Source organism: Pseudoalteromonas sp. EB27 (assembly GCF_001974875.1).
Taxonomy (GTDB): domain Bacteria; phylum Pseudomonadota; class Gammaproteobacteria; order Enterobacterales; family Alteromonadaceae; genus Pseudoalteromonas.
Window position 1 is genome coordinate 67,870 of record NZ_MTQD01000003.1, and the last position, 25,427, is coordinate 93,296.

Annotated in this window: 21 protein-coding genes; 14 read left to right on the forward strand and 7 right to left on the reverse strand. The window is 38.7% G+C overall.

What is annotated here, in order from left to right:
• Positions 1 to 36 precede the first annotated feature (36 nt).
• The 3 genes from BW142_RS04575 to BW142_RS04585 all read right to left on the reverse strand — a co-directional run bounded on the left by BW142_RS04575 (position 37) and on the right by BW142_RS04585 (position 2,371).
• The gene (locus tag BW142_RS04575) at positions 37 to 855 is read right to left on the reverse strand and encodes an META domain-containing protein (RefSeq protein WP_076924040.1); all 819 of its coding nucleotides are present in this window, start codon (positions 853 to 855) and stop codon (positions 37 to 39) included.
• Between the two features lie 121 nt (positions 856 to 976).
• Positions 977 to 1,543, reverse strand: a complete 567-nt coding sequence (locus BW142_RS04580) for an alkylphosphonate utilization protein (protein WP_076924041.1) — start codon at positions 1,541 to 1,543, stop codon at positions 977 to 979.
• Positions 1,544 to 1,621: 78 nt separating this feature from the next.
• Entirely contained in the window at positions 1,622 to 2,371 is a 750-nt protein-coding gene (locus BW142_RS04585; RefSeq protein ID WP_076924042.1) for a transporter substrate-binding domain-containing protein, read from the reverse strand.
• A gap of 150 nt (positions 2,372 to 2,521) precedes the next feature.
• Between BW142_RS04585 and BW142_RS04590 the strand changes: the two genes are divergently transcribed.
• From BW142_RS04590 to BW142_RS04620, 7 genes are all read left to right on the forward strand, one after another.
• Positions 2,522 to 3,787, forward strand: coding sequence for an EAL domain-containing protein (locus BW142_RS04590; RefSeq protein WP_076924043.1), 1,266 nt, complete (start codon positions 2,522 to 2,524; stop codon positions 3,785 to 3,787).
• 2 nt (positions 3,788 to 3,789) lie between these two features.
• Positions 3,790 to 4,404, forward strand: a complete 615-nt coding sequence (locus tag BW142_RS04595) for a paraquat-inducible protein A (protein WP_076924044.1) — start codon at positions 3,790 to 3,792, stop codon at positions 4,402 to 4,404.
• A 94-nt stretch (positions 4,405 to 4,498) separates the two neighbouring features.
• Positions 4,499 to 4,861, forward strand: a complete 363-nt coding sequence (locus BW142_RS04600) for a hypothetical protein (RefSeq protein WP_253188795.1) — start codon at positions 4,499 to 4,501, stop codon at positions 4,859 to 4,861.
• A 256-nt stretch (positions 4,862 to 5,117) separates the two neighbouring features.
• A complete protein-coding gene (locus BW142_RS04605; RefSeq protein WP_076924045.1) occupies positions 5,118 to 6,494 on the forward strand; it encodes a TolC family protein in 1,377 nt (458 codons plus the stop codon).
• Complete coding sequence (locus BW142_RS04610) at positions 6,484 to 8,055, forward strand: efflux RND transporter periplasmic adaptor subunit (protein WP_076924046.1); 1,572 nt, start codon at positions 6,484 to 6,486, stop codon at positions 8,053 to 8,055. The genes BW142_RS04605 and BW142_RS04610 overlap by 11 nt, the downstream gene beginning before the upstream one ends.
• 8 nt (positions 8,056 to 8,063) lie before the next feature.
• Positions 8,064 to 11,183: an efflux RND transporter permease subunit gene (locus tag BW142_RS04615; protein WP_076924047.1), complete on the forward strand. Its 3,120-nt coding sequence runs from the start codon at positions 8,064 to 8,066 to the stop codon at positions 11,181 to 11,183.
• 190 nt (positions 11,184 to 11,373) lie between these two features.
• Positions 11,374 to 11,829, forward strand: a complete 456-nt coding sequence (locus BW142_RS04620) for a hypothetical protein (RefSeq protein ID WP_024600196.1) — start codon at positions 11,374 to 11,376, stop codon at positions 11,827 to 11,829.
• 39 nt (positions 11,830 to 11,868) lie between these two features.
• Here BW142_RS04620 and BW142_RS04625 read toward each other — a convergent pair whose 3' ends face one another.
• The 3 genes from BW142_RS04625 to BW142_RS04635 form a co-directional block, all read right to left on the reverse strand.
• Positions 11,869 to 13,356 carry a hypothetical protein gene (locus BW142_RS04625; RefSeq protein WP_076924048.1) on the reverse strand — a complete coding sequence of 496 codons (1,488 nt, stop codon included), beginning with the start codon at positions 13,354 to 13,356 and terminating at the stop codon, positions 11,869 to 11,871.
• On the reverse strand, positions 13,349 to 15,436 hold the full coding sequence (gene ppk1, locus BW142_RS04630; protein WP_076924049.1) for a polyphosphate kinase 1: 2,088 nt from the start codon (positions 15,434 to 15,436) through the stop codon (positions 13,349 to 13,351). Before ppk1 ends, BW142_RS04625 begins: the two co-directional genes overlap by 8 nt.
• 96 nt (positions 15,437 to 15,532) lie before the next feature.
• A complete protein-coding gene (locus BW142_RS04635) occupies positions 15,533 to 16,039 on the reverse strand; it encodes an ACT domain-containing protein (protein WP_002957843.1) in 507 nt (168 codons plus the stop codon).
• Between the two features lie 381 nt (positions 16,040 to 16,420).
• On the opposite strand from BW142_RS04635, the gene BW142_RS04640 reads away from it, so the two are divergent.
• From BW142_RS04640 to BW142_RS04670, 7 genes are all read left to right on the forward strand, one after another.
• Positions 16,421 to 18,655, forward strand: a complete 2,235-nt coding sequence (locus BW142_RS04640) for an ABC transporter permease subunit (RefSeq protein WP_076924050.1) — start codon at positions 16,421 to 16,423, stop codon at positions 18,653 to 18,655.
• Positions 18,656 to 18,670: 15 nt separating this feature from the next.
• A complete protein-coding gene (gene pstA / locus BW142_RS04645) occupies positions 18,671 to 20,320 on the forward strand; it encodes a phosphate ABC transporter permease PstA (RefSeq protein ID WP_076924051.1) in 1,650 nt (549 codons plus the stop codon).
• Between the two features lie 27 nt (positions 20,321 to 20,347).
• Entirely contained in the window at positions 20,348 to 21,175 is an 828-nt protein-coding gene (gene pstB, locus BW142_RS04650) for a phosphate ABC transporter ATP-binding protein PstB (RefSeq protein WP_007586464.1), read from the forward strand.
• 46 nt (positions 21,176 to 21,221) lie between these two features.
• Positions 21,222 to 21,923: a phosphate signaling complex protein PhoU gene (gene phoU / locus BW142_RS04655; RefSeq protein ID WP_007586465.1), complete on the forward strand. Its 702-nt coding sequence runs from the start codon at positions 21,222 to 21,224 to the stop codon at positions 21,921 to 21,923.
• 150 nt (positions 21,924 to 22,073) lie between these two features.
• On the forward strand, positions 22,074 to 22,751 hold the full coding sequence (locus tag BW142_RS04660) for a TIGR00153 family protein (protein ID WP_024600191.1): 678 nt from the start codon (positions 22,074 to 22,076) through the stop codon (positions 22,749 to 22,751).
• A gap of 39 nt (positions 22,752 to 22,790) precedes the next feature.
• Positions 22,791 to 24,059 (forward strand): inorganic phosphate transporter, encoded by a 1,269-nt coding sequence (locus tag BW142_RS04665; RefSeq protein WP_007586466.1) that lies wholly within the window; start codon positions 22,791 to 22,793, stop codon positions 24,057 to 24,059.
• 82 nt (positions 24,060 to 24,141) lie between these two features.
• On the forward strand, positions 24,142 to 25,068 hold the full coding sequence (locus tag BW142_RS04670; protein ID WP_024600190.1) for a hydrogen peroxide-inducible genes activator: 927 nt from the start codon (positions 24,142 to 24,144) through the stop codon (positions 25,066 to 25,068).
• An 18-nt stretch (positions 25,069 to 25,086) separates the two neighbouring features.
• On the opposite strand, the gene BW142_RS04675 is transcribed toward BW142_RS04670, so the two are convergent.
• A complete protein-coding gene (locus BW142_RS04675) occupies positions 25,087 to 25,299 on the reverse strand; it encodes a hypothetical protein (protein ID WP_002957835.1) in 213 nt (70 codons plus the stop codon).
• Positions 25,300 to 25,427: the final 128 nt, after the last annotated feature.

Here is a 25,427-nt window from a genome sequence, read left to right on the forward strand (position 1 = left end):
GAATATGTTAGGTAATATATATGAGGGAGCTAAATATTAATTAAAATAAACCGCACTAAAAGTAGCAAGCGTATTACCGCGACTGTTTTTAAGTTTTAGTGATTCACCTGTTATTTCCCACTTTGAAGTTTTGCTAAGTACGTCAGACATAGCCGCTTCTTGGCTCATATTATCCGAGCACATCTTTTTTGTACTTGCTAGCTGACTAAGTGTAATTGTTTGCTGCTCGGTACTATAGCTTCCGCTAAAATTATTACAGCCTAAAAAGCCATTAACGCGGTGGTCTTTATTGAACTGAATGAACGGTTCTTTAGTTGTAACATTCACAGTTTGAGCATTTATTGTTATTGCTTTCCAGTAAGTATTTGTGAGTGTTACATCGGGTTTATGAGTCGACACTTTTGAAAGCTCAATTTTATAGGGGGTAGTTAACTGTGATTCTGTAAACGGGTCGTGATTTGTTGTACTTGTGTAAAGCACTTTGTCTTTATTTATAATTCTGGCGCTTAGGCTATAGCGATGTTTACCGCTAATTTTGCTGGCATCATAAATTAGCTCAACGGTAAATGGCGGGGCTTGGGTAACATCAATCACTTCTTGTGTGATTATATCGGCTTTTACATCCATTTTAGATACATTGGAAAGCGTAACTATTAATTGCGAGCCAGGGCGAAGCATACTGCGATCTTTGTAGCTAACTTGAATAGTTAGGGTAGATATTGCTTTTGCTTGCTCTGTATTTTCAGTTGGCTTAGTTTGCTCACCGCAGCCAGTTACTGCAAAAGCGCTAAGCGCCAATAAGCCAATCCCTGCAACTGCCTTTTTACGCGAAGATACTGCTTGATGCTTTTCCATGTTGGTTATCCTTACTCAATATTATGTCCTTAGTGTATTACCTAGTTACTTAATCATTCCTTAACTTATTTTAAACATAAAAAAAGGCGCATTAGCGCCTTTAATAATTAAAAACAAACGATTATTTTTTAACAAACTTAGTTAAAATAACAATGCGCTGGCCGTCAACACGCCCTTCAATATGTTCAGGGTTGCTGGTTAGACCAATATTACGAACAGCTGTTCCACGTTTAGCGGTAAGGCTACTGCCTTTAACATCTAAGTCTTTAATTAGGGTAACAGTATCGCCTGCTTGAAGTACTACACCGTTGCTATCTACATGCCTTAAATCATCATCTTCGGCAAGTGCTTTTTTAGCCCACGTTAGCGTGTCTTCTTCAAGGTAAATCATGTCTAGCGCATCTTGTGCCCAGCCATTATCAGGCGCTAAACGCGAAAGCATTCTGTAAGCTACAACTTGTACTGCAGGAGTTTGGCTCCACATGCTATCGTTTAAACAGTGCCAATGTGTAGGCGTTATTTCGCTGTTATTCTCGATTTGATCTTTACATGTTTGACACGTATAAATGCATTTATCTGAGTGGGTTTCAGTTACCGGTGGTACTTCATAAACAGATAAGTTCTCGGTGGCTGCACACAATTCACATTGATTACTACTACGTTCGATTAAGGCTTTTTCAATACTCATGGGGCTCTTTCTGGTTCTGGTCGAGTTAACATTTGCTGCTATTATACTCCAAAACACGAGCTCTGCGCCATTAGTCCCTTAATTTTGTGTGGGTATATTGCTCATATACTTATCTTCAATACTTTTTATATAACCTTGAGTATGAAGGTTTTTAATTGCTAGGTTTATTTGTGGCAATAACTTTTTATGTTTGCTCAATAAACGAATTCTTAAAAAACCATGGGAATGCTGTGCGCCAAATGTAATGTTTATCCCTAACTTTTTTGCCCAATATAGCGCAGTTAACTTGCCTGCTAGTGCAGCTTCTACGCGGTTTCTTGATAGAGCGGTCATAAGTTCTTTTTCGGATGGAAAGTCAACACGCTCAAAGGTGTTGTCATTAAAGTAATAGTAACCTAGTACCGTTCCTATATTTTTACCCTTTAAGCTATCAGTGCTTTGCCAGTTCTGGGCATTTTGAGGAAGAGTAACAATCATTTCTGAAGCATAAATAAGCGGCTCTGAAAAAACATAACGAGGATCATTTCTCTTACTCTTTGGCAGCCATTCTAATGAAATAACATCAAAATCGATTATTTCATCTTGTAAATATTTGGTAATACGCTTTGTGGGTAGGTCGATATGAGAAGCTGCAATATTTGCATCATCGAGAATTTTTTCAATAATTTCGGGTAATACACCAGGCTTTTCTGGATCATTTGTATAATATGGATAATGACTACCTGACGCGCTAACATTATATTTGAGGGGAGTAGGATTAATGCTGGCATAGCTAGAAAATACAAATAGCAGAGGACTCAGTAGTAATAACCGAATAAAGTTAGCCAAATCTCCACCTTTTATATTAATATTTTTATATTAGTGTTGTGTAATTTTAACATTTTTGCAATGACGACTATGTTTATCTTATGCGAGTTGCATTAAAGTACACATATTATTGGCTGTTTTGCCATCTTTTATTTATAGGTTTAGAGCCAAGTGAAATTAAATAACATACCTGATGAGGTACAAAAAATAACTCAGTTTGTCGCGCGGCAACCTATTTTTGATATAGACCAGAATGTATTCTCTTACGAACTGCTCTATCGAGACTCTGCTAATAATGCGTTTCCTGTGGGCACTTCTGATGTGCATGCAACAAGCCGGCTGTTTTTTAATGCATTAATGTTGGTAGGTTTAGATAGGCTTACCGCGCATCATTTGGCTTTTATAAACTTGTCATCAGAAACTATTCTCGATAACTTTCCCAAACTTTTATTGCCAGAAAATAGTGTTATTGAAATAGTGGAGCGAACAGGTAATATTCCTGCGGTTGCTGAGCGTGTGCAAGAACTTAAAAAAGAAGGCTATGTTTTTGCACTTGATGATTACGATGGCGATCCAAAATGGGAGCCTCTGTTAGCGCATGTTGATTACATAAAAATTGAGATAGATGATCCGGTTATTAAAACCAATATACGCATTAAAAAAATAAAACGTGCAAATCCACATGCAAAAATAATTGTTGAACGAATAGAAACGCATGAACAATTTAATATATTAAAATTGGCAGGCTGCGATTTATTTCAGGGGTTCTTTTTCTCTCGCCCAGAAATGATTACATATAAAGGTGTAGAGCCTTCAAAGTTAACTGTATTTGATCTATTGCGTTTTACAGCAAAACAAACACTTTGCTTTAAAGAAGTTCATCAACGTGTGGCCAGAGATGTCGCCATAACAGCGCGAGTTTTAAAGTTAGCTAATGCGCGTTCAGGTAAAGCAAATTTAGTCATTACTTCTATTTCGCAGGCTGTTATTTATTTAGGTGAAGACACAATTAGGCAATTTGTACGTGTTTTAGCAATTAGTGAGTTGGGGGTCGAAAAGCCAACAGAATTAACTAAGCTTGCTTTAACGCGAGCGCAATTTATGTCGCTTATTTTGGAGCAAAACAACAGCGATTTGACAGAACAAGGTTACTTAGTCGGTCTATTTTCTGTGCTTGATGCTATTTTAGATGCTGATTTAAAAGATATAGTTAATGAATTTACCTTGGATGCAGCTATATCAGATGCTTTGTTACTTGAAAAAGGTATTTTAGGTGAATGTTTATCATTAGTAAAAGAGTTTGAAGTTGATAACCTTGATAAAGCGATGATTCAGTTGGCTAAAATAAATCCTGAGCTACATGTTGGGCATATGTTTAATTTTTTACTGGATGCTGTTTTATACAGTGATGACATTATTGAGGCAATAGCAGAATAAATATGCGTAATTGGTTGTCGGTTATAAGTGTAGTGGTTGCTCTTTGTTTATTGTTTCCTGGTATTACAAAACCAGTATTAACAATAGAGGGCAGCATAGATAAATCAAAACTAGCGCAAGCGGGTATTGAAATGCTGGCTGAAGAGGGCGATGGTCGCACTCGCAGCATGCTAATGATGTTCTCGAACATGCTAGGGCTCGATAAGTTAGAAGGTGAGATTAGCGCCTATAACAAAACACAAAGTATTTTAGGCACAGTTAAAGAGCTTGCTAGCAATAATAATTTATTTGTAGCCGCTTTAGTGGGGTTGTTTTCTATTGTTATTCCAAGCTTGAAGCTGCTATTACAATTGCTTTATTGCTGCCTACCTTTGAATGGGTTTAAGCAAAAGCTCGGTCTGGTTATTTGTGCATTAAGTAAGTGGAGCATGGTTGATGTATTTGTTATTGCATTAATAGTGACTTACCTAGCAGGTAACGCCCATGGTAAAAGTGGTGAGCTACTTGTTATGAATGCACAATTTGGTGAGGGTTTTTGGTATTTTAGCGCATATTGTATATTTGCAATTATTGCGAGTAACTTAATTAAAACACCTGCTAAACCGCAGTCTACATAATTAAAGTATTTGTGGTTGCCGTTAGGTTACCTTACAATCATTTTAAAGTTTATTAAAAGGCATAATGTTGCAACGTTTTTACGCTAGTTTACTCATGATAACTTTGCTGCTCACTTTTGTGGGTCAGGCAGTTGCGTCTGTAGCTATGGTATGCGAAATGCCACATATGCCAACTAAAACAGTAATGCATGCCCAAATGCCAATGACACAAAGTAGTGATGCAACTGCGGCTGCTAGTATGTCTGAAAATATGATGCAGATGGATTGTTGCGACGACGAAAGTACGCCGCAAAATGATTGTAAATGCCCTATCAGTGGCTGCGCTGCTAACTCAATGCTTAATGTTGATACTTTATTTAGCGTTACTTTACTTGAATCTGAAAAAGTAAATGTACGTGTATTTACTACACAAATTAATATACCTCGTTCACTCTACCGCCCTCCTATGTCTGCTTAATAGCAGGATAGGTGTAATATCAATTTTATTGAAAACATGCTCATCTAGGAACTAAATACCTCTCTAACTGCGTTAAAAATTACTTATATAAAGCAACTATACTGCGTAATTTTTTCCTTGTTATAGAGCTATTTCCCTACCGCAATAATAGATCATTAATTCAATGCAATTGATATAAAAGGTTTTTGTAAAACTCCTAAACACCTTTTTTGCTTCCTAATTTAAGATTTTCTTTTATTTTTAGATGGAGCAGGTGATGAACCACGCTGTAAGTATTAAAGTCGTATTATGTAGTGTTGTGTTATTTAGCACCGCTGTTAATGCGCAAAACAATCCAAACAACCTAAATACCGAAATACTAAAGCAAACTAGTCATGAGCAAACGCTTAGCTTAACGCAAGCGCTTAATTATGCGCTAACGCATGAGCCATGGCTAAAAGCGAGTGGCTACCAAGAAGATGCAGCAATAGCACAAAGCATTGCCGCAGGCACCTTACCCGATCCTGTTTTAACGGTTGGCTTACTTAACTTACCTACTAACGGTTATGCGTTTGATCAAGAAGGGATGACGCAGCTTAAAGTTGATTTGAGCCAAAAGTTTAGCCGAGGGAATAGCTTAGCGCTTAAACAAAAAGCATTAGCACAGTCTGCTCAACAATATCCTTGGCAGCGCGCCGATCGCTTAGCACAAGTAAAAGCAATTGTGATTGAGTCGTGGTTAAACGCGTATCGTGCTCAGCGAAGTATTGCTTTGATTGAGCAAGATAAAGGGCTATTTACTCAGCTTATTGACATTACCGAAGCAAGCTACGCAAGTACCTTAGGTAAAACACGTCAGCAAGATATTATTCGTGCGCAATTAGAGCTCACCCGCCTTGAAGATAAGCTAGTTATGCTTGAGCAGCAGTTTGAAAGTGCTAAAGGCCGTTTAGCACAGTGGTTACCTATTAATATGCTTGTGCAGCCTTTAAATGCCGAGTTTACTAAAACCACAGGGCTGGTTGATTTTTCGAGCCTTGAATTTGATGAACTAATACAGTTGCTTATGGCGCATCCCGCAATTATTGCGATAGAAAAAACCGTAACGGCAAAGCAAACCGAAGTTGCACTCGCTAAGCAAAGCTACAAACCTCAAATGGGCGTTAATGTGGGTTATGGTTACCGAGATGATACCCCGATGGGTGAGTCGCGAGCTGATTTACTCTCGGTAGGGTTTAGTATTGATTTGCCATTGTTTACTGATAACAGACAAGATCAACAGGTTAAATCGGCTATTGCTAGTGCAGAAGCGACTAAAACACAAAAGCTGGTGGCGCTTCAAAAACTCAAAGGCATGTACTTTAAGGGGTTTAGCCAACTCGCTCGTTTGCAAAAACGCGATGCGCTTTATCAAAATACGTTATTACCGCAAATGTCAGAGCAATCTCAGGCAACACTTAATGCTTATACGCGCGACGATGGGGATTTTTCTGACGTGATGCGCGCGCGCATTAGTGAGCTTAACGCCAAAATAGACGCACTTAATATTCAAGTAGATCAACATATTATTACCGCCCGCCTTAATTATTATGCAAGTAGCTTAGATACCCAAGTAATGGCAGGACAAACTGGAGAATTACACAATGAATACTAATTTAAAGTTACTTGTTGCCGCCTTAGTTGGCGCAGGCGCCTTTGGGTTAATAGGCGGCTTAGTAATGCAATTTTTACCTAGCAACTCGCCAATGAATGAACAGCAAAATGCTAACAAACAACCCTTATATTGGGTAGCCCCTATGGATAGTAATTACAGGCGTGATACGCCAGGGCTTTCTCCAATGGGAATGGATTTAGTACCTGTGTATGAAAACGCTAGCAACGCTCAGGACGGACTTGGTGCTGTAACTATTTCGCCTGCAGTCGTTAATAACTTTGGTGTAAGAACTGCCAAAGTGCAGCTTAAAACACTTCACAGCGATATAAATACTGTGGGTTATGTGCAATATAACCAAGACCAACTTATTCACATTCATCCGCGTGTAGAAGGCTGGATTGAAAGTTTATACGTTAAAGCACAAGGCGCAGAAGTTAAAGCTGGTGAGCCTTTATATACATTGTATTCACCACAATTGGTGAACGCACAGGAAGAGCTTTTATTGGCAGTTAATCGTAATAATACCGTGTTAATTCGCGCTGCAAAGGCGCGTTTAGAGTCGTTAAATGTGTCTGATGGATTTATTGAGCGCTTACAAAAAAATAAAAAGATAATGCAAAATATTACTTTTTACGCAAAGCAAAGTGGTGTGGTAGATGAGCTAACAGTACGAGAAGGCTTTTACGTTAAACCTGGCACATCAATGATGAGTATTGCTCAGCTTGATGAAATTTGGGTAGAGGCGGAAGTGTTCGAGCGCCAATCAGAACAAGTGAGCGTTGGTTTACCTGTAACAATGACGCTTGATTACTTAAAAGGTCAAAAGTGGGAAGGTAAGGTTGATTACATTTACCCCGCGCTTGATGCTAAAAATCGGACGCTGCGTGTAAGGCTTAGGTTTGAAAATGCAGATCATCGGTTAAAACCAAATATGTTTGCACAAGTGAGCATTCACGCTAAAGCGAGTAAGGCGCAATTTACAGTCCCTAAAGAAGCGGTAATTCGCACGCAGCATCAAAACCGTGTAGTTATTGCATTAGGTGAGGGTCGTTTTAAATCGGTAGAAGTCGACGTTGGGCAAATTAATAGTAATGAAGCGGTGATTTTGTCAGGTGTAATGACAGGTGACACGGTAGTGACTTCAGCGCAATTTTTAATAGACTCTGAATCGAGTAAAAGCTCTGACTTTAAACGAATGGAAATGCCTAGTTCTGGTATTAGCTCAGGTATGAGTTCGGATTCTGGTTCAGACTCAAATATGAACATCAACATGCAGCCACAAAGCGCCACGGTTAACGGCACTATTAACTCCATAGATACACAAAACCGCATTATTAATATTAGCCGAGAAGCCATTGAAAAATGGAATCGAGAAGCCGCCACAATGGACTTTGTATTAGCGCCAGACTTTGATATTAGTCAGTTTGAAAATGCCCAGTATATTAATTTTACTTTTAGCATTATTAACGATGAATTTGTAATTACTAAAGCGCAAAACGCAGAGCCGATTGATCATTCTACTATGCAACCTATGCAACCTATGCAATATAGTTCTCACTAGGAGCCATTATGATAACTGCCATTATTCGCTGGTCTGTTAGCAATCGCTTTTTTGTGTTGTTGCTTACATTAATTTTACTGGGTGGAGGATTGTTCGCGGTAAAAAATACTCCCGTGGATGCCTTGCCTGACTTATCTGATGTTCAGGTAATTATAAAAACTACTTATCCGGGGCAAGCTCCGCAAGTAGTGCAAGACCAAGTCACATTTCCGCTCACCACCGCAATGCTTTCTGTGCCGGGTGCGCAAACGGTAAGAGGTTTTTCGTTTTTTGGTGACTCGTACGTTTACGTTATTTTTGACGAAAAAACCGATTTGTATTGGGCGCGTAGCCGAGTACAAGAATACCTAAGCCAAGTAGCAAGTAGATTACCCGATAACGCTACGCCAGAGCTTGGTCCTGATGCGACAGGGGTCGGTTGGATTTATTTATACGCACTCGTTGATAAAACAAATAAACACGATATTAGTCAGCTACGAAGCTTACAAGATTGGTTTTTAAAGTTTGAGCTACAAACTGTGCCCGGTGTATCTGAAGTGGCTGCTGTTGGTGGCATGGTTAAGCAATACCAAGTCAATGTAGAGCCCGATAAATTACGGGCATATGGTATTCCGCTAAGCCTTATTCAAACGGCTATTCAACAAGGCAACCAAGAGATGGGCGCCTCGGTAGTTGAAATGGCTGAAGCTGAATACATGGTAACAAGCACCGGCTACATTAAGAGTGTTGCCGACTTGGAAGCTATTCCGCTTGGTGTAAACGCCAACGGTACTGCGCTGCAATTACGTGATGTAGCTGATATTCGGGTCGGACCGCAAATGCGCCGTGGTATTGCAGAGCTAAATGGCGAAGGCGAAGTAACCGGCGGCATTGTTATTATGCGCTATGGCGAAAATGCACAAAAAACCATTGAGCTCGTAAAAGAAAAACTAGAATCGCTTAAAAAGGGATTACCAGAGGGCGTTGAAATAGTCCCTGTGTACGATCGCTCTAACTTAATAAATAACGCGGTAGATAATCTAACAAGTAAGCTAATTGAAGAGCTTATTGTAGTTGCCTTAGTGTGTGTGGTGTTTTTGTTTCATGTGCGCTCATCGCTGGTGGCGATTATTACGTTACCGCTTGGGATTTTAACGGCATTTATAATTATGTATTGGCAGGGGATTAACGCCAACATTATGTCTTTAGGAGGAATTGCAATAGCGATAGGCGCAATGACCGACGGCGCTATCGTTATGATTGAAAATATGCATAAGCATATGGAAAAAACGCCCCTTACCAAGGAAAACCGTTGGGAAGTTGTGGCTAAATCGGCGAGTGAAGTAGGTCCTGCATTATTTTTTAGTTTATTAATTATTACCGTCAGCTTTATGCCGGTATTTATTTTAGAAGCGCAAGAAGGGCGTATGTTTGCGCCACTGGCTTACACTAAAACCTATGCTATGGCAGCGTCTGCTGGGCTTGCGATTACCTTAGTGCCGGTATTAATGGGTTACTTTATTAGAGGTAAAGTTATTTCGGAGCAAAAAAATCCAGTTAACCGATTACTTGTTGCAGCGTATCGGCCATTACTTAACTGGGTGCTTAAATTTCCAAAAATGACATTGGTACTCGCGGTGGTTGTTTCTGTTATTGGCTTTTACCCGGTAAACAAAATAGGCAGTGAATTTATTCCGCCACTCGATGAGGGCGACTTAATGTATATGCCCACAACGTATCCAGGTTTATCGGTAGGTAAAGCGCGCGAAATACTACAGCAAACCGACAAGTTAATTGCCACAGTACCTGAGGTTAAAACGGTATTTGGTAAAGTTGGGCGAGCAGAAACTGCAACAGATCCTGCGCCTCTTACAATGATAGAGACGTTTATTCAGCTAAAACCAAAAGACGAATGGCGCGAGGGTATGACCCTTGAAAAGCTGAAAAAAGAACTCGACGGCTTAGTTAAGTTTCCAGGGTTGACGAATGCGTGGGTAATGCCAATTAAAACACGTATTGATATGCTCGCAACGGGTATTAAAACTCCCGTGGGCATTAAAGTTGCGGGACCAAAGTTGAGCGAAATTCAAAAAATTGGTCAACAAATAGAAGTGCTTTTAAAAGATGTGCAAGGCACCGCATCGGTTTACTCAGAGCGAGTAGCCGGTGGACGTTATATAAAAGTAGATATAAATCGTGAAAAAGCCGCGCGTTATAGCTTAAACATTAGCGACGTACAGCAAGTTGTATCTACTGCAATAGGTGGTACAAACGTAACACAAACGGTAGAAGGGCAAGAGCGTTACCCTGTTAATTTACGTTATCCGCAAGCATACAGAGACTCGCCAGAAGAGTTAATGTTGTTACCTATTGTAACGCCTACAGGGCAGCGTATAGCACTTGGTGATGTAGCTGATGTATTTATTGAAGATGGACCGCCAGGTATAAAAAGCGAAAATGCGCGCTTAAACGGTTGGAGCTTTATTGATATAGACGGTGTTGATATTGGTACTTACGTTGAGCACGCTCAGCAAGTGCTCAATAAAGACCTAATACTACCTGCTGGCTACTCAATTACGTGGGCTGGGCAGTATGAATACATGCAGCGCGCTAAAGACAAATTGACTTATGTATTACCACTTACATTAGCGATTATTATTGTATTGCTTTACCTTAATTTTAGAAGCTTTGCTGAGGTCACTATTATTATGGCTACGTTGCCACTGGCAATGATTGGTGGCGTATGGCTAATGTATTTAGAGGGCTTTAACTTTTCAGTTGCAGTAGGTGTAGGCTTTATTGCCTTAGCTGGAGTAGCGGTAGAAATAGGAGTCATTATGTTGGTGTATTTAAACCAAGCCTATCAAGAAAAGTGCCTCGAAGCAGAGCAAGCCGGAAAACCGCTTAGTTTAGTGCAATTACAGCAAGCTATTATTGAAGGAGCAGGGCTTAGAGTGCGCCCAGTAATGATGACAGTTGCGACAATTATTATTGGCTTGCTACCTGTGCTTTATGGTACGGGTACCGGAAGCGAAGTAATGAGCCGGATAGCAGCGCCTATGGTTGGCGGTATGGGTATTGCAATTGTACTTACCTTACTCGTTATTCCTGCTGTTTACTTGCTGTGGCGCAAACAAGGACTTAAATAATAAATACACAGAGTAATACGCTAATTTGATGGCGTATTACTCTATAAAAGTTACTCATAATTTGTAAGTTGTTCTATTAAATAGCTCGTTATTACTCATATTTAAATTAACTAGCTGTTTTTAAAGGGCTTTTTAATTGGCACACTTTACGCAGTGTATTACCTATACAGTCAACAAGTAAGGAATGCACATGCAAGTTAAAACAATTAAAGAGGTATACGATTGGACCGTTTTGTTTCATACGCAAATGGCGGCTAATTTTTATAGCGTAAAGGATTTACTCGATGAACATAATGCAATGCTGGTGGACTACTACCTAAATTACGAAAAAAAACTCGCCGAAGATTTAGTCGGGTTTAAAGCGATAACTGAAATAAATACGCTCGATACATACAGCTATGAATACTTTGCTAAAAATCCTGAGTTAATTACCTTTGATGATATTAGTAAAGATCAGCAATTCGATGAGAAAGTTATCCAAGCTTATTTATCAGAGCAGCATCAAAAAGTGATTGAGCTATATGAATATTTACTTGAACGCGCCGAAACCCAAAGTGGGCAAGAAAAGCTTCAACAAATACTAGAGCTTGAAAAGCAAGGTATAAAGCAAATGATGCAAAGTACTAATCGACATATGGATATGTAGCTATAAAAGCAGGGTGTTAGTCACCCTGCTTTTGCTGGTCTAGGAGCAATTAAGTGCTATACCTACCTTTTTCAAATAACGTTGCTCTAGCTCTAAATCTGCTTGCAGTAGAGTATGCTCTTGCAGGTAGTTATCGCAAAACTTTATAAATAATCCGGTGCTATTTGCGCTAATTTCCATATTTGGTTTTTGGCTCACTTGGCGTTTCTGATTAAATAAAATCGCTAAACGTAAAATAGTGATGAGTTTAAGTACTTGTTGTTGCGAAATAGTTATAAATTCAGAGAGTTCATCGAGTTTAATTTTTTTACGATAAAAACGAATGAGTGAGCTGAGTATTAATTGCTCTTGCTGCGTAAAGCCTGGGAGCTGGCTATTAGCAACAATATAGGCGCTGTGTTTATTAATACCCGATGAGTTAATCGATAGACCAATTTCATGTAATTTTGCTGCCCAAATGAGCAAAGCAACATCGTCTTTATTATTAAGCTGCCAAGACGACTTTAAACGTTCATAGAGCCAAATAGCGGTATCTGAAACTCGCGTTGCGTGAGCTTTATCTACAGTGTACCTGTCGCTAACATTATTTATGGTATTACTGCGTATATCTTTATCAGCCAATTTTTGCTGCATTTCATGAAGCAAACCCTCACGTAGCGAAAAATCACTATAAGTTAGTTCGGTGATTGCAAACTCTCTAAAAATTGCAATTAAAATGGCAAGTCCGCCACACATACTCTGCTGGCGTTCTGGTGTTAGCCCTTCGATTTCTAAATTATCAATTCTTTTTGCTTTTATAAATTGTTGTTTAAGGCTTAATAAGTCGTCGTAAGTTATGCAAGGCTGATGTGGATTTTGAGCGCTCACCATAGCCAAAATGGATTTAATAGTACCAGATGTACCAATAACGTTTTTCCAACCCTCGGCTACATAATTGGCAAAAATAGCTTCTATTTCTTGTTCAGCTTTTATTTCAGCTTTATTAAAGCGTCTTGAATTTATTATACCGTCACTGAAAAATTGATTTGTGTAACTCACACAGCCCATATTTCGACTCGTAAGTAACTTATGTTTAAAGTGCTCACCAACTATAAGTTCTGTACTACCGCCGCCTATATCGATAACAAGGCGGTTATCTTCATTATGAACGTAATGGGCAACTCCTTGATAAATCAGTCGTGCTTCTTCTTGTCCTGCAATTACATCTATATGAAAAGGAAATGCTTTATTAGCCTGTGTTAAAAATGCATGAATATTTTTAGCTCTACGAAAAGTATAAGTAGCTGCTACTTTTACGTTGCAGGCGGGGAAATCTTGTAGTGTTTTTGCAAACTGTTTAAGTACAATTAAGGCACGGTCAATTGCTTGCTGGCTTAGCCTAAATTTATCGTCTAGGCCATCCGCTAAATATACGCGCTGCTTTTCTTTATGCAGGATTTGTAGTGTGCCATCAACTTCACGAGCGACCACTAAGTGAAAGCTATTTGAGCCTAAATCGACGGCTGCTATTGAGGGATGATCATTCATTATTATAATTGTGTTCCCATTTTTTTAGATGGTCATAAATTGCAATTTGCGAACGTATTTTTTTTCTGTTTCCGCGTCTAACATACGTATTTTTTTGTTCACTGTCGATTAGTCGCGCTTTAGTACGATCTTTAAATTGTAGCTCTAAAATATCAATAATGAGCTGTTTTAATTTAGCATCTAAAATTGGTACGCCCACTTCTACACGATGATCTAGGTTGCGTGTCATCCAATCGGCAGACGAAATATATACTTTATCATCGCCGTTATTACCAAACACCATCACTCTAGGGTGCTCTAAAAAGCGGTCAACAATACTTATTACTCTTATATTGTCGCTGAACTTAGTAATCCCAGGTATTAACGAGCACATTCCGCGTACAATTATACGTACTTTAACGCCTCTGCGGCCCGCGTAATAAAGCTTATCGACAAGCTGCTTATCTACTAAATTATTTATTTTGAGAGTGATTTTTCCTAGTTTTCCATTTTCTACATGTTGAATTTCTTTATCTATTAAATCTAAAAGCATATCGCGTGCATTAACAGGTGAGATCATTAAGTATTCAAAATTAAAGGGTTTATAGCTGCTTTCTATAAATTTAAATACACTATCGCACTCCTCAGAAATACCAGTATGTTTAGTGAAAAGGCTAAAATCTGTGTAAATTTTTGCCGTTTTTTCGTGAAAATTCCCCGTGCCTATATGTGCGTATTTTACTATTTTGTTTCTTTCTTTTCGGTGAATAATACACAATTTACTATGTACTTTTAATGCTGGAATACCAAAGATTACTTTTATACTGGCACTACTTAATACCTTTGCCCATTCAATATTATTTTGCTCATCAAAACGAGCTTTTAATTCGACCATTACCGTTACTTTTTTGCCATTTTTAGCTGCATTGATAAGTGAAGAAATAAGCCGAGACTTACTTGCAACACGATAAATATTAACTTTTATTTGTGTAACCATAGGATCAAATGCAGCTTGGCGTACAAATTCTAATAAATGGTTAAAGGTATGATATGGGTAGTAAAGTAATATGTCGTGACAGATTATGGCATCAAATACACTGGTATGTTTGTTAAATGCGGTACTTTGAAGTGCTGGCAGTGGCTTATTTTCGAGATACTGACGGCCTACATTTGGAAAAGTAATAAAGTCTCTAAAGTTTCGGTAGCGGCCTGCAGGTATTAATGCATCGTGGTGGGTCACGTTTAAACGCTTTTTCATTACCTTTAACATGCTCTCTGGCATTGCTTCATCGTATACAAGACGAACTGGTTCTGCGTAAATTCGCTGTTTTAGGCCTTTTGACATTTTATCAAGTAAGCCCTCTTCTAGCTCATCATCTAAATTATATTCTGCGTCGCGAGTTAGTTTTATCGCATGACCTTGAATGGTTTCAAAAGTAAAAAAGTTACTAAATACATCATTTAAAAAATATAAAATTACGTCATCTAGCATTACAATAGTTTTATGACGTCGAGTTTTTTCTGGTGGTAGTATTATGAATCTAGACACTCGGTCTGTAGGTACTTCTAGCATAGCAAAATGACTTTTTTCATCGCTCATTTCTACAAATAAGTAGGTCATTGTGTCGTTTATGTAGTCGGAGTAATCTTTATTTTCGTCTAATAAAATAGGAGATATATGCTGCAATACATTGTCATGGAAATAATTTTTCAACCAGTTTAAATGAAACTCAGTGAGTTCTTCTGGGCGGTCCACATGAATATTATGCGCTGTAAGGTCGTTTAAGATTTGCTGATGAATTAAATTAAACTTTTTGCCAAGTTGTAATACTTTTTTTTGTATTTGGCTTAATAATGCTTCATCTTCTTCAAAGTTAGCATTTGGCAGTTTATTCAATAAAATACGGCGTTTAACGTCTGCCACACGCACCCTGAAAAACTCATCAAGGTTATTAGAAAAAATACCTAAAAAACGTATCCTCTCAATAATTGGATTGTTTTTGTCTTTTGCTTCTTGCAGTACGCGCTCATTAAACGACAGCCAGCTAAGTTCCTTAGCAAAGTATTCAATGACTTGAGGTTGTTCTGTGTAAGCGTTCATATTTTATTCCGTAATTAGATACTGAATAAAATATAGTGTAGATTAATGACATTAAAATGACATGCGTGTCATATGTATGACACGCATAAATTGAGGTTAAACTTCTTCTGTATCTACAATTAAATCACTTGTGATTGACTCTAGTGCTTCAATAACTTCATCTTTATTCATGCCATTTGGCAACGTGACGGTAGCAACAGCGCTAAAAATAGGCACTCCCCAATTAGGTGCGCTTTGTTGTCTTGAATTTAAATGAGTAATATTAGCGCCTTTATGGCGTATTACACTTGCCAGCTCTTGAACAATACCTGGACGATCGTTGCCTGTTATAACTAGGTTAATTTGCTCTAGTGTTGATGGTTCAATCTCTGTGTTTCCGGTTTCAATACGAACGTCTAACTTAGGTAACTTATTTAAAGCACTTTGTAATGACTGAAAATGCTCCTCAGCAACTTCAAGTTGAATGATACCTGCAAAATGACCTAATAAATGGCTTAAGTTACTGCTTAGCCAGTTGCCATGATTCTGTAATACGACTGATGAGATGCTCTCGACTAAACCGGGGCGATCTTGCCCTAAAATAGTTATAACCAACTGCTTCATAAATAATTCTCTTTTTAAGCCCAAAGAAAGTAAATGCATAGGCATTAAGTGTATTGTTTAATATAAATTGTCTGTTATTGCACTTTGTATAAATCTTTGATTTTAAATTAATAAAAATGGATATAGTTGTGTTGACTCTACGCAGTATCAATAGTCATTATTATTTACTAAGTACTCTTTGAGTATTGACCTCGATAAATACTTTGTCCAATTATTTTATAATTTAGTTCACTTATAAATCATCGATTTGAAGTTAATTTAGGCATTTACCTCGCGAGTCTTATTTAAAAGTGTTTTAAAGTGCTTATTGTTACCGTTGTAACAATACTGTCATCTTGATGAAATATAATTTATGCAACGTTAAGATTTAAGGGTGTTTTGATGACTTCAAATCCGAATAAGCCGACTTTTAATACGGATCGAAGCCGTCTATTTAAAGATCGGTTTGCCAAATTTGGCATAACCGCAGGTGGGATAATGGTATTAGTAGCGCTGCTATTAATATTCTTTTACCTTCTTTATGTAGTACAGCCAATTTTTGAATCAGCAAAAGTAGAAAAGCGCGATAGCTTTCATGTTGCTAATTCACAGCAAATAGTAGGTTTAGGCGTAGAAGAGCAAACTGAAGTAGCTTATTTACTAAGTGAGCAGGGGCAGGTTGATTTTTACAGTGTTGAGTCAGGTAGTTTTGGTAAAAAACTCAAAACGCTTAATGCAGAGTTACCTAGTGATGCAACAAGCTTTGCTACTAGCGCGCCTTTTCAAGGGCATTATGCGTTTGGTTTAAAAGATGGCACCGTAATGGTTGTTGCACCTAAATTTTTAGTTACCTTTCCAAACAACGAACGTAAATTAACACCTCGCTTAGGTTTTCCTCTTGGGGAAATGGCTTTAGAAGTAGATGAGCAAGGTGCGGCTATTAAACGCTTTGCATTTAGTCACTATGAAGACAAAACAGCAGTTGTAGCACTTACCGAAGATAAACGTGTACTGTTTAGCAGTTTTGTTGCTGAAGAGAATATGTTTACTGGTGAAGTTGAGTGGGTTGTTGAGCGTACAGAACTTGATGTTGAAGGACGTGTAGACGAGTTATTAATGTCGCCAGATACAACACGTACTTTTGTGCGTTCTGCTAATCAAGTGTATGTATACGATACACGCGACCCAAGTGATGTAGAGCAAATTCAATTACTTTCGGCTAACGAAGAAAATGCAAATATTGTATCTGCACAGTTGTTGGCTGGTGCAAACTCATTAATGCTTGCGAATGATAACGGTGAGGTTTCACAGTGGTTTGAAGTAAACACTGACACAGGCCGCGAATATCAAAAAATTCGCTCATTTGAAACGACTAAGCAAAGTAAGCTAAATATATTTACTGAATTTTACCGTCGTACTTTTTTTACTACCGGCAATAATGGTGAGCTAGGTGTGTATTACACAACAAGTGAAGCAAAACTTTGGCAAGGTAAAGTAAGTGAAGGTGCAATAGAGAACTTTGCAATTGCACCACGTTCAAATGCTGCGTTAATTTTAGCGGATAACAAACTAACCGTATTAGATATTCACAACGAGCATCCAGAAGTTACTTGGTCAGCACTTTGGCAAGAAGTCTGGTACGAAGGTTACCCAGAGCCAGGTTATATATGGCAGTCAACATCAGCTAGTGATGACTTTGAGTCTAAGTTTTCATTAGTGCCAATTTCGTTTGGTACATTAAAAGCTGCACTTTACGCGATGTTGTTTGCTGTACCAATTGCGCTTTCGGCGGCTATTTACACGGCATACTTTATGTCGAGCAAATTACGTAAAGTGGTTAAGCCTACCGTAGAAATAATGGAAGCATTACCAACGGTTATTTTGGGTTTTTTAGCGGGTCTTTGGTTAGCACCGTTAATAGAAGAACACTTACCTGCGATTGTTGGGTTACTCGTACTATTACCGCTAGGTATGTTAGCGACGGGTTTAGCTTGGACTAAATTGCCAACAAAAATTCGCCATAGAATTCCTGAAGGTTCTCATTCAATTATCCTTATTCCGGTCGTCTTACTTATTGGTTGGTTTTCGTTTGCGATGAGTGGATTTGTTGAGCTTTGGATGTTTGACGGCAATGTACGTCAGTACTTAACAAATGAGCTGGGTATGACATTCGATCAACGTAACTCACTTGTTGTAGGTATTGCGATGGGTTTTGCGGTTATTCCTACCATATTCTCAATTGCAGAAGATGCTGTATTTAGTGTTCCAAAGCATTTATCAAACGGCTCATTAGCATTAGGTGCAACGCAGTGGCAAACACTAATACGCGTTGTATTACTAACAGCAAGCCCTGGTATTTTCTCAGCGGTAATGATGGGACTTGGCCGAGCAGTTGGCGAAACCATGATTGTACTTATGGCCACGGGTAATACACCTATTATGGATTGGAGTATTTTCCAAGGTATGCGAACGCTTGCGGCAAATATTGCAGTTGAAATGCCAGAGTCTGAAGTAGGCAGTTCACATTATAGAATACTGTTCTTAGCGGCCTTTGTACTATTCATATTCACATTCATTTTTAACACAGTAGCTGAGTTTGTTCGCCAGCAGCTGCGTGAAAAATATAGCTCGATGTAAGCGGAGAGACACGACATGGTAAAGCAGTGGTTTAAGTCTGGTTCTCCTTGGATTTGGATGACCGGTGGTGCAGTGAGCATCAGTTTGATTTCAGTTTTAGGCTTATTAGCAATGATAGCCTGGAAGGGATTAAGTTTTTTTTGGCCTTCGGAAGTTGTGCAATTTGAACTTGAAGGGTCGATTGCAAAGCAAACCGTGATTGGCGAAGTTTACGACCGTGAATTAGTACCAAAAACGCGTTTAGCCGCGACAGGTATTGATGTTAGCGAATTTGAAAAAGAAGAAATAGAGCGCTTGCTTATTAAAACAGGTAACCGCGAATATGTAGATTTAGATTTTCGTTGGATATTAGAAACCGACATAAAAAATAAAACAGCACCAGCGGCGCTTGCTGTATTTGAGCGTAGTAAAAACGGTAATTTTTATGGTTATGTTGAAAGTGTAATTAAAGATGGTAATCCAGTCGAAGGCGATAAGATTGAAGCGCTACATGAGCTTGTAGAGCGTGCAGTAGACTTAAACGACGAAGCACTTGATTTGCAAAATGGTGACATTGGGCATATTAACTACGCACTTGAACGCCTTCGTTTAAAAGAAAAGGGCTACTTACTCGATAATGCACTTACTGATGAGCGTGTTGCTGAGCTTGCTCAAGAGCGTGCTGAATTACGTGCACAGTATGGTGTACTTGAAAAAGATTTATTTGCACTACGCAAGCAAGCTAAGCGTGACCACGTAACTGTAAAAGATATGCGCGGTGAGGTTGTAACGATTCCAATGTACCAAGTACTTGATGTTTGGTTTCCAAACGACATGGGCTTTTTTGCAAAGCTAGGTCACTATTTTGTACAGCTAGGTAAGTTTGTATCTGATGATCCACGTGAAGCAAATACAGAGGGCGGTGTTTTCCCTGCTATATTTGGTACTGTGTTTATGGTTATGTTGATGGCTGTAATAGTGACACCGTTTGGCGTTGTTGCTGCGATTTACTTACACGAGTACGCCGCTAAAAATGCAATCACTAAAATGATTCGTATCGCGGTGATTAACTTGGCTGGTGTTCCTTCAATTGTATATGGTGTATTTGGCCTTGGCTTTTTTGTATACATGTTAGGTGGTAGCTTAGACCAACTATTTTATCCAGAATCGTCGCCAACGCCAGTATTTGGTACGCCAGGTGTAATGTGGTCGGCATTAACGCTCGCTATACTAACGCTGCCAGTTGTTATTGTATCGACTGAAGAAGGTTTATCTCGTATTCCAAGTACCGTACGTGATGGTTCACTAGCGCTTGGCGCAACAAAAGTAGAAACGTTATGGCGCATAATTATTCCAATGGCAAGCCCTGCAATTATGACCGGTTTAATACTGGCAGTTGCGCGTGCTGCAGGTGAAGTTGCACCGTTAATGCTAGTAGGCGTCGTAAAAATGGCCCCTACATTACCACTTGATGGCAACTTCCCGTATTTTCACTTAGATAGAAAGTTCATGCACTTAGGCTTTCATATATACGATGTTGGCTTCCAAAGCCCTAATGTTGAAGCGGCACGCCCGCTGGTATACGCAACGGCCTTTTTATTGGTGTCGGTGATTATTACCCTAAACATAACGGCCATTGGTATACGTAACCATTTACGTGAAAAATTCAGATCGCTTGAACACTAATTAGTAAAGATTTTATAGGTAACAAAAATGATTACAGTCGCTCCAAAAGTAAACCAAGCTAATATAGGCCAGAAGTTAGACCTAGAAAATTTAACTGATGACCAAAAAGCGCTAGAGATTAAAGATCTCGATCTTTACTACGGTGATAAGCAAGCGCTTAATAAAGTAAATATGAACATTCCAAAAGGCCAAGTAACTGCGTTTATTGGACCATCGGGCTGTGGTAAATCAACGTTATTACGTTGCATTAACCGCATGAATGATTTGGTTGATATTTGTCGTATTGAAGGTGAAATATTACTTCACGGTCAAAATATTTACGATAAGAGCGTAGATGTAGCAGCACTTCGTCGTAATGTAGGTATGGTGTTTCAGCGTCCTAACCCATTTCCTAAATCAATTTATGAAAATGTGGTTTATGGCCTACGCTTACAAGGCATTAAAGAGAAGCGTAAGTTAGACGAAGTGGTAGAGCAATCACTTCGTGGTGCTGCTTTATGGGATGAAGTAAAAGATAGATTACACGATAGTGCGTTTGGCTTATCGGGTGGTCAGCAACAGCGTTTAGTTATTGCTCGCTCAATTGCAATTGAGCCAGAAGTACTTTTATTAGATGAACCTACATCAGCACTTGACCCAATTTCTACTTTGGTAATCGAAGAGCTAATAAACGATTTAAAAAACCAATTTACCGTTGTTATTGTTACTCATAACATGCAACAAGCGGCACGCGTATCTGATCAAACAGCCTTTATGTATATGGGAGAATTGATTGAGTACTCAGACACAAATACCTTATTTACTACACCAACGAAGAAAAAGACCGAAGATTACATTACCGGTCGTTACGGTTAATTAGTCCGTTATAGCGTGTTGTGCAAGATAAAGAGAGAAGGTAACTATGGAACATAATATTAATAAACATATTTCTGGGCGTTTTAACCAAGAGCTAGAAAATGTACGTAATCATGTATTAAGCATGGGTGGATTAGTTGAGCAGCAGTTAAATAGTGCGCTTGATGCTGTGAGCCGTAACGATGCAGAGCTTGCTCAAAAGGTACGTCAGAACGATTATAAAGTGAATGCTATGGAAGTAAGCATTGATGAAGAATGTACGCGTATTATTGCGCGTCGCCAGCCTGCAGCAAGCGACTTACGTTTAGTGATTGCAATTGCAAAAACAATTGCTGATTTAGAGCGTATTGGCGATGAAGCTGAGCGAATTGCTAAAGTTGCACTAGACTCATTTACTAAAGATCAGCAAGATTTATTAGTAAATATTGAAAATATGGGCCGTCAAGTTTTAAAAATGCTACACGACGTACTAGATGCATTTGCGCGTATGGATGTGCAACGCGCATTTCAAGTACATAAAGAAGATGCAAAAGTTGACCGCGAATATGAAGCTATCACACGTCAAATAATGACTTACATGATGGAAGATCCACGCTCAATCCCTAAAATCATGGACTTAGTTTGGTCTGTTCGCTCATTAGAGCGTATTGGTGATCGCTGTCAGAACATTGCTGAATACATTATTTATTTTGTTAATGGCAAAGATATTCGCCATACATCTCAAGAAGATATAGAAAAATCACTATGATTTTTTATCCATCATGTATTTCTATTAAAGCGGCTTAGTGCCGCTTTGTGTATTGCAAGCTTTAGTGAAGTAATAAAAAGCGTTCACAATCTTGGTTAATACTGTAAAATTCATGCTGCAAAGCATATCAATTTGATTAAAGGGTCAGTTATGCCTACAAACGCGTTTTTAGGAGTATTTGCAAAATCTCCTATCAAACCAATGGAAGAACACATCAAGAAGGTTCATCAAGCAAGTAAAGCTTTGATACCTTTTTTTAATCACGTATTTAAAGAAGAGTGGGTACAGGCAGAAGAGCTTCGCATCACTATTCGCAATTTAGAACGTGAAGCTGATGATATGAAAAGAGATATACGTTTACAGTTACCGCGTGGTTTATTCATGCCGGTAGAGCGTACAGATCTTCTCGAATTAGTAACTCAACAAGATAAAATTGCCAATAAAGCGAAAGACATAGCTGGGCGAGTGATTGGTCGTGAAATGACCATTCCAAAAGTTATGCAAACTGACTTTTTAGCTTATTTAACACGTTGTGTAGATGCGACTAAACAAGCATCAAAGGCAATTAACGAGTTAGAAGAATTGCTAGAAACGGGTTTTAAAGGTCGAGAAGTCACCTTAGTAGAAAAAATGTTAGTTGAATTGGATGCGATAGAACAAGACACGGATGAAATGCAAATAAAAGTACGCCGCCAGCTACGTGATGTAGAAGGTGAGTTAAACCCAATTGATGTAATGTTTTTATATAAAATTATTGAATGGGTTGGCGAGCTTGCAGATATTGCAGAGCGCGTAGGATCACGTCTTGAGCTGATGTTAGCTCGTTAATTTAAAATCAGTTCAAACACGAAAGATTAAGGTTTTACAATGGATATCATTGCATCTTACGGCACGGTATTAATTTTAATTGCCGCAGCAGTCGGCTTTTTTATGGCTTATGGTATTGGCGCGAATGACGTAGCTAACGCCATGGGTACATCTGTAGGTTCAAAAGCACTTACAATCAAACAAGCAATTTTTATTGCGATGATTTTTGAATTTGCAGGCGCTTACTTGGCAGGTGGTGAGGTTACATCAACAATTCGTAAAGGAATTATTGATGCGGCACCATTTGCAGATATTCCGGAGCTTATGGTTCTGGGTATGATTTCGTCTTTATTTGCAGCGGGTGCTTGGTTATTAATGGCCTCGTTCTTAGGTTGGCCAGTATCAACGACTCACTCAATCATTGGTGCAATCATTGGTTTTGCGTTAGTTGCTGTCGGCACTGAGGCGATTCAATGGGATAAAGTAGGTGGTATTGTTGGTAGTTGGATTATAACGCCCGCCATATCAGGCTTTATTGCATACTTAATATTTATGAGTGCACAAAAACTTATTTTCAATACAGATGCACCACTAAAAAATGCTAAACGCTATGTACCACTTTATATGGGTTTAGCAGGTTTTATAATGGCCTTGGTTACAATTAAAAAAGGCTTAAAGCATGTTGGTGTTGATTTAGGTGCAGCCGAAGGGTATGCCCTTGCAATCGCAGTTGCAGTAGTTGTTGCTATTATTGGTAAAATTGCTATTTCTCGTTTAAATATCGATCCAAAAGCAGATAAACAAATGCAGTTCAACAATGTTGAAAAAGTGTTTGCTGTTCTTATGGTATTAACAGCATGTTGTATGGCCTTTGCACATGGTTCTAACGACGTTGCTAATGCAATTGGTCCATTAGCTGCTGTTGTAAATATTGTTGAAAACAATGGTGAAATTGCTAAGAAAGCCGCTATTGCTTGGTGGATTCTACCTTTAGGTGGTTTTGGTATTGTTGCGGGTCTTGCTATTTTGGGCAAAAAAGTAATTAAAACGATTGGCGAAGGTATTACACATTTAACGCCTAGCCGTGGTTTTGCTGCTGAATTAGCCGCTGCTTCTACCGTTGTTATTGCATCAGGTACTGGTATGCCAATCTCTACTACTCAAACCTTAGTAGGTGCGGTATTAGGTGTAGGTATGGCACGTGGAATTGGTGCACTTAACATGGGTGTTATCAGAAACATCGTAGTTTCTTGGGTAATTACATTGCCAGTTGGCGCTGCCCTTGCTATTGTTATTTTCTACGTACTAAGAACCGCATTTGGGGTTTAACAAAAAAGTACTCAAAGACTTTTAGCTTGAAAAGATCTCAATGCCCTAGGTGTTGGGGTCTTTTTATTTGTGGAAAGAAAAAATGACCAATCTTCCAAGTATCAAACAGCTACAGTATTTATTAGCTGTTCATCAACATCAGCACTTTGGCAGAGCTGCCAGTGCCTGTTTTATTGGGCAATCTACTTTAAGCAGTGCTATTCAAAATCTTGAAGAAACTTTGGGTTGCCAGCTTATTGAACGCGAAAATCGCAGCCTCATGTTTACCAGTATTGGTGAAGAAGTTGTTGAGCGCTCTCGTAAAATAATTAACGATACAATTAGTTTAAAAGAGCTCACTAAAAGCTTTTTAACACCACTGAGTGGTAAATTAACGGTGGGTGTTATACCTACAATTGCTAGCTTTATAGCGGCTCCTCTGTATCACTTTTGTAAAGAAACCTTTTGTGATTTAGAACTGGTATTAATAGAAGATACGAGTGATAAGCTACTGGATAAACTTGAGCATGGGCATATTGATTTAGCGCTACTTGCACTGCCATACGAAACCGATAAATTTCATACACAAGTATTGGCAAAAGATCAGTTTAGTTTAGTGCACCATAAGGATTACAGCGCTGCAAAGGGCGTAGTCGACTTTAATCTATTACCAGAGGCCAGCGTATTCTTACTTGAGCGTGAACACTGCATGACAGGCCATGCGCTTAGTGCATGCCATTTAAACCGTGCTAGTTGTATTAACCCATTTGAAGCAGCAAGCTTGCATACATTATTGAGTATGGTTGAGCATCAGCTCGGGGTGACTTTTTTACCACAAATGGCGATTAACGCCGGAATTTTAGATAATAAAAATATGGTGGCTACACCATCACAAAGTGATGCATATAGAGATATTGGCATATTGTGGCGCAAAACTACGGGGCGGATCCGCGACTTTAAGTTATTTAGTCAACAGCTTGAGGTATTTTTAAAGCGCCAATGTAGTTTAGATTTTTCTAAATTAGAATAGGAAATGAATGAAAGCAGCCTATAAAGGCTGCTTTTGATTTTGAAGATGGCTTTCAAAAGGCTCAAGTTCGGGTAAAAATAGTAAATAAATCCATACCACTAAGTTAAAGTAAGGCACGCAGCCTAATACAGTAAAAACCTTAACTGGGTAGCCTTTAATATTTGCGTAACGATAACACTGATACGCGATTGCAAAATGTATAATCAGTAATAACATAACTAGCTGTGTCATACCTTTCTCCTTAAAAGCCCAAATAGCTTTGAAACCCACTATAAATATCAGTACTACGTCGCCAAAAGGTAATGTCATGTTTTTAAAGTGAAATGCATTAAAAGGTACGACATTTTTCATTTGATACT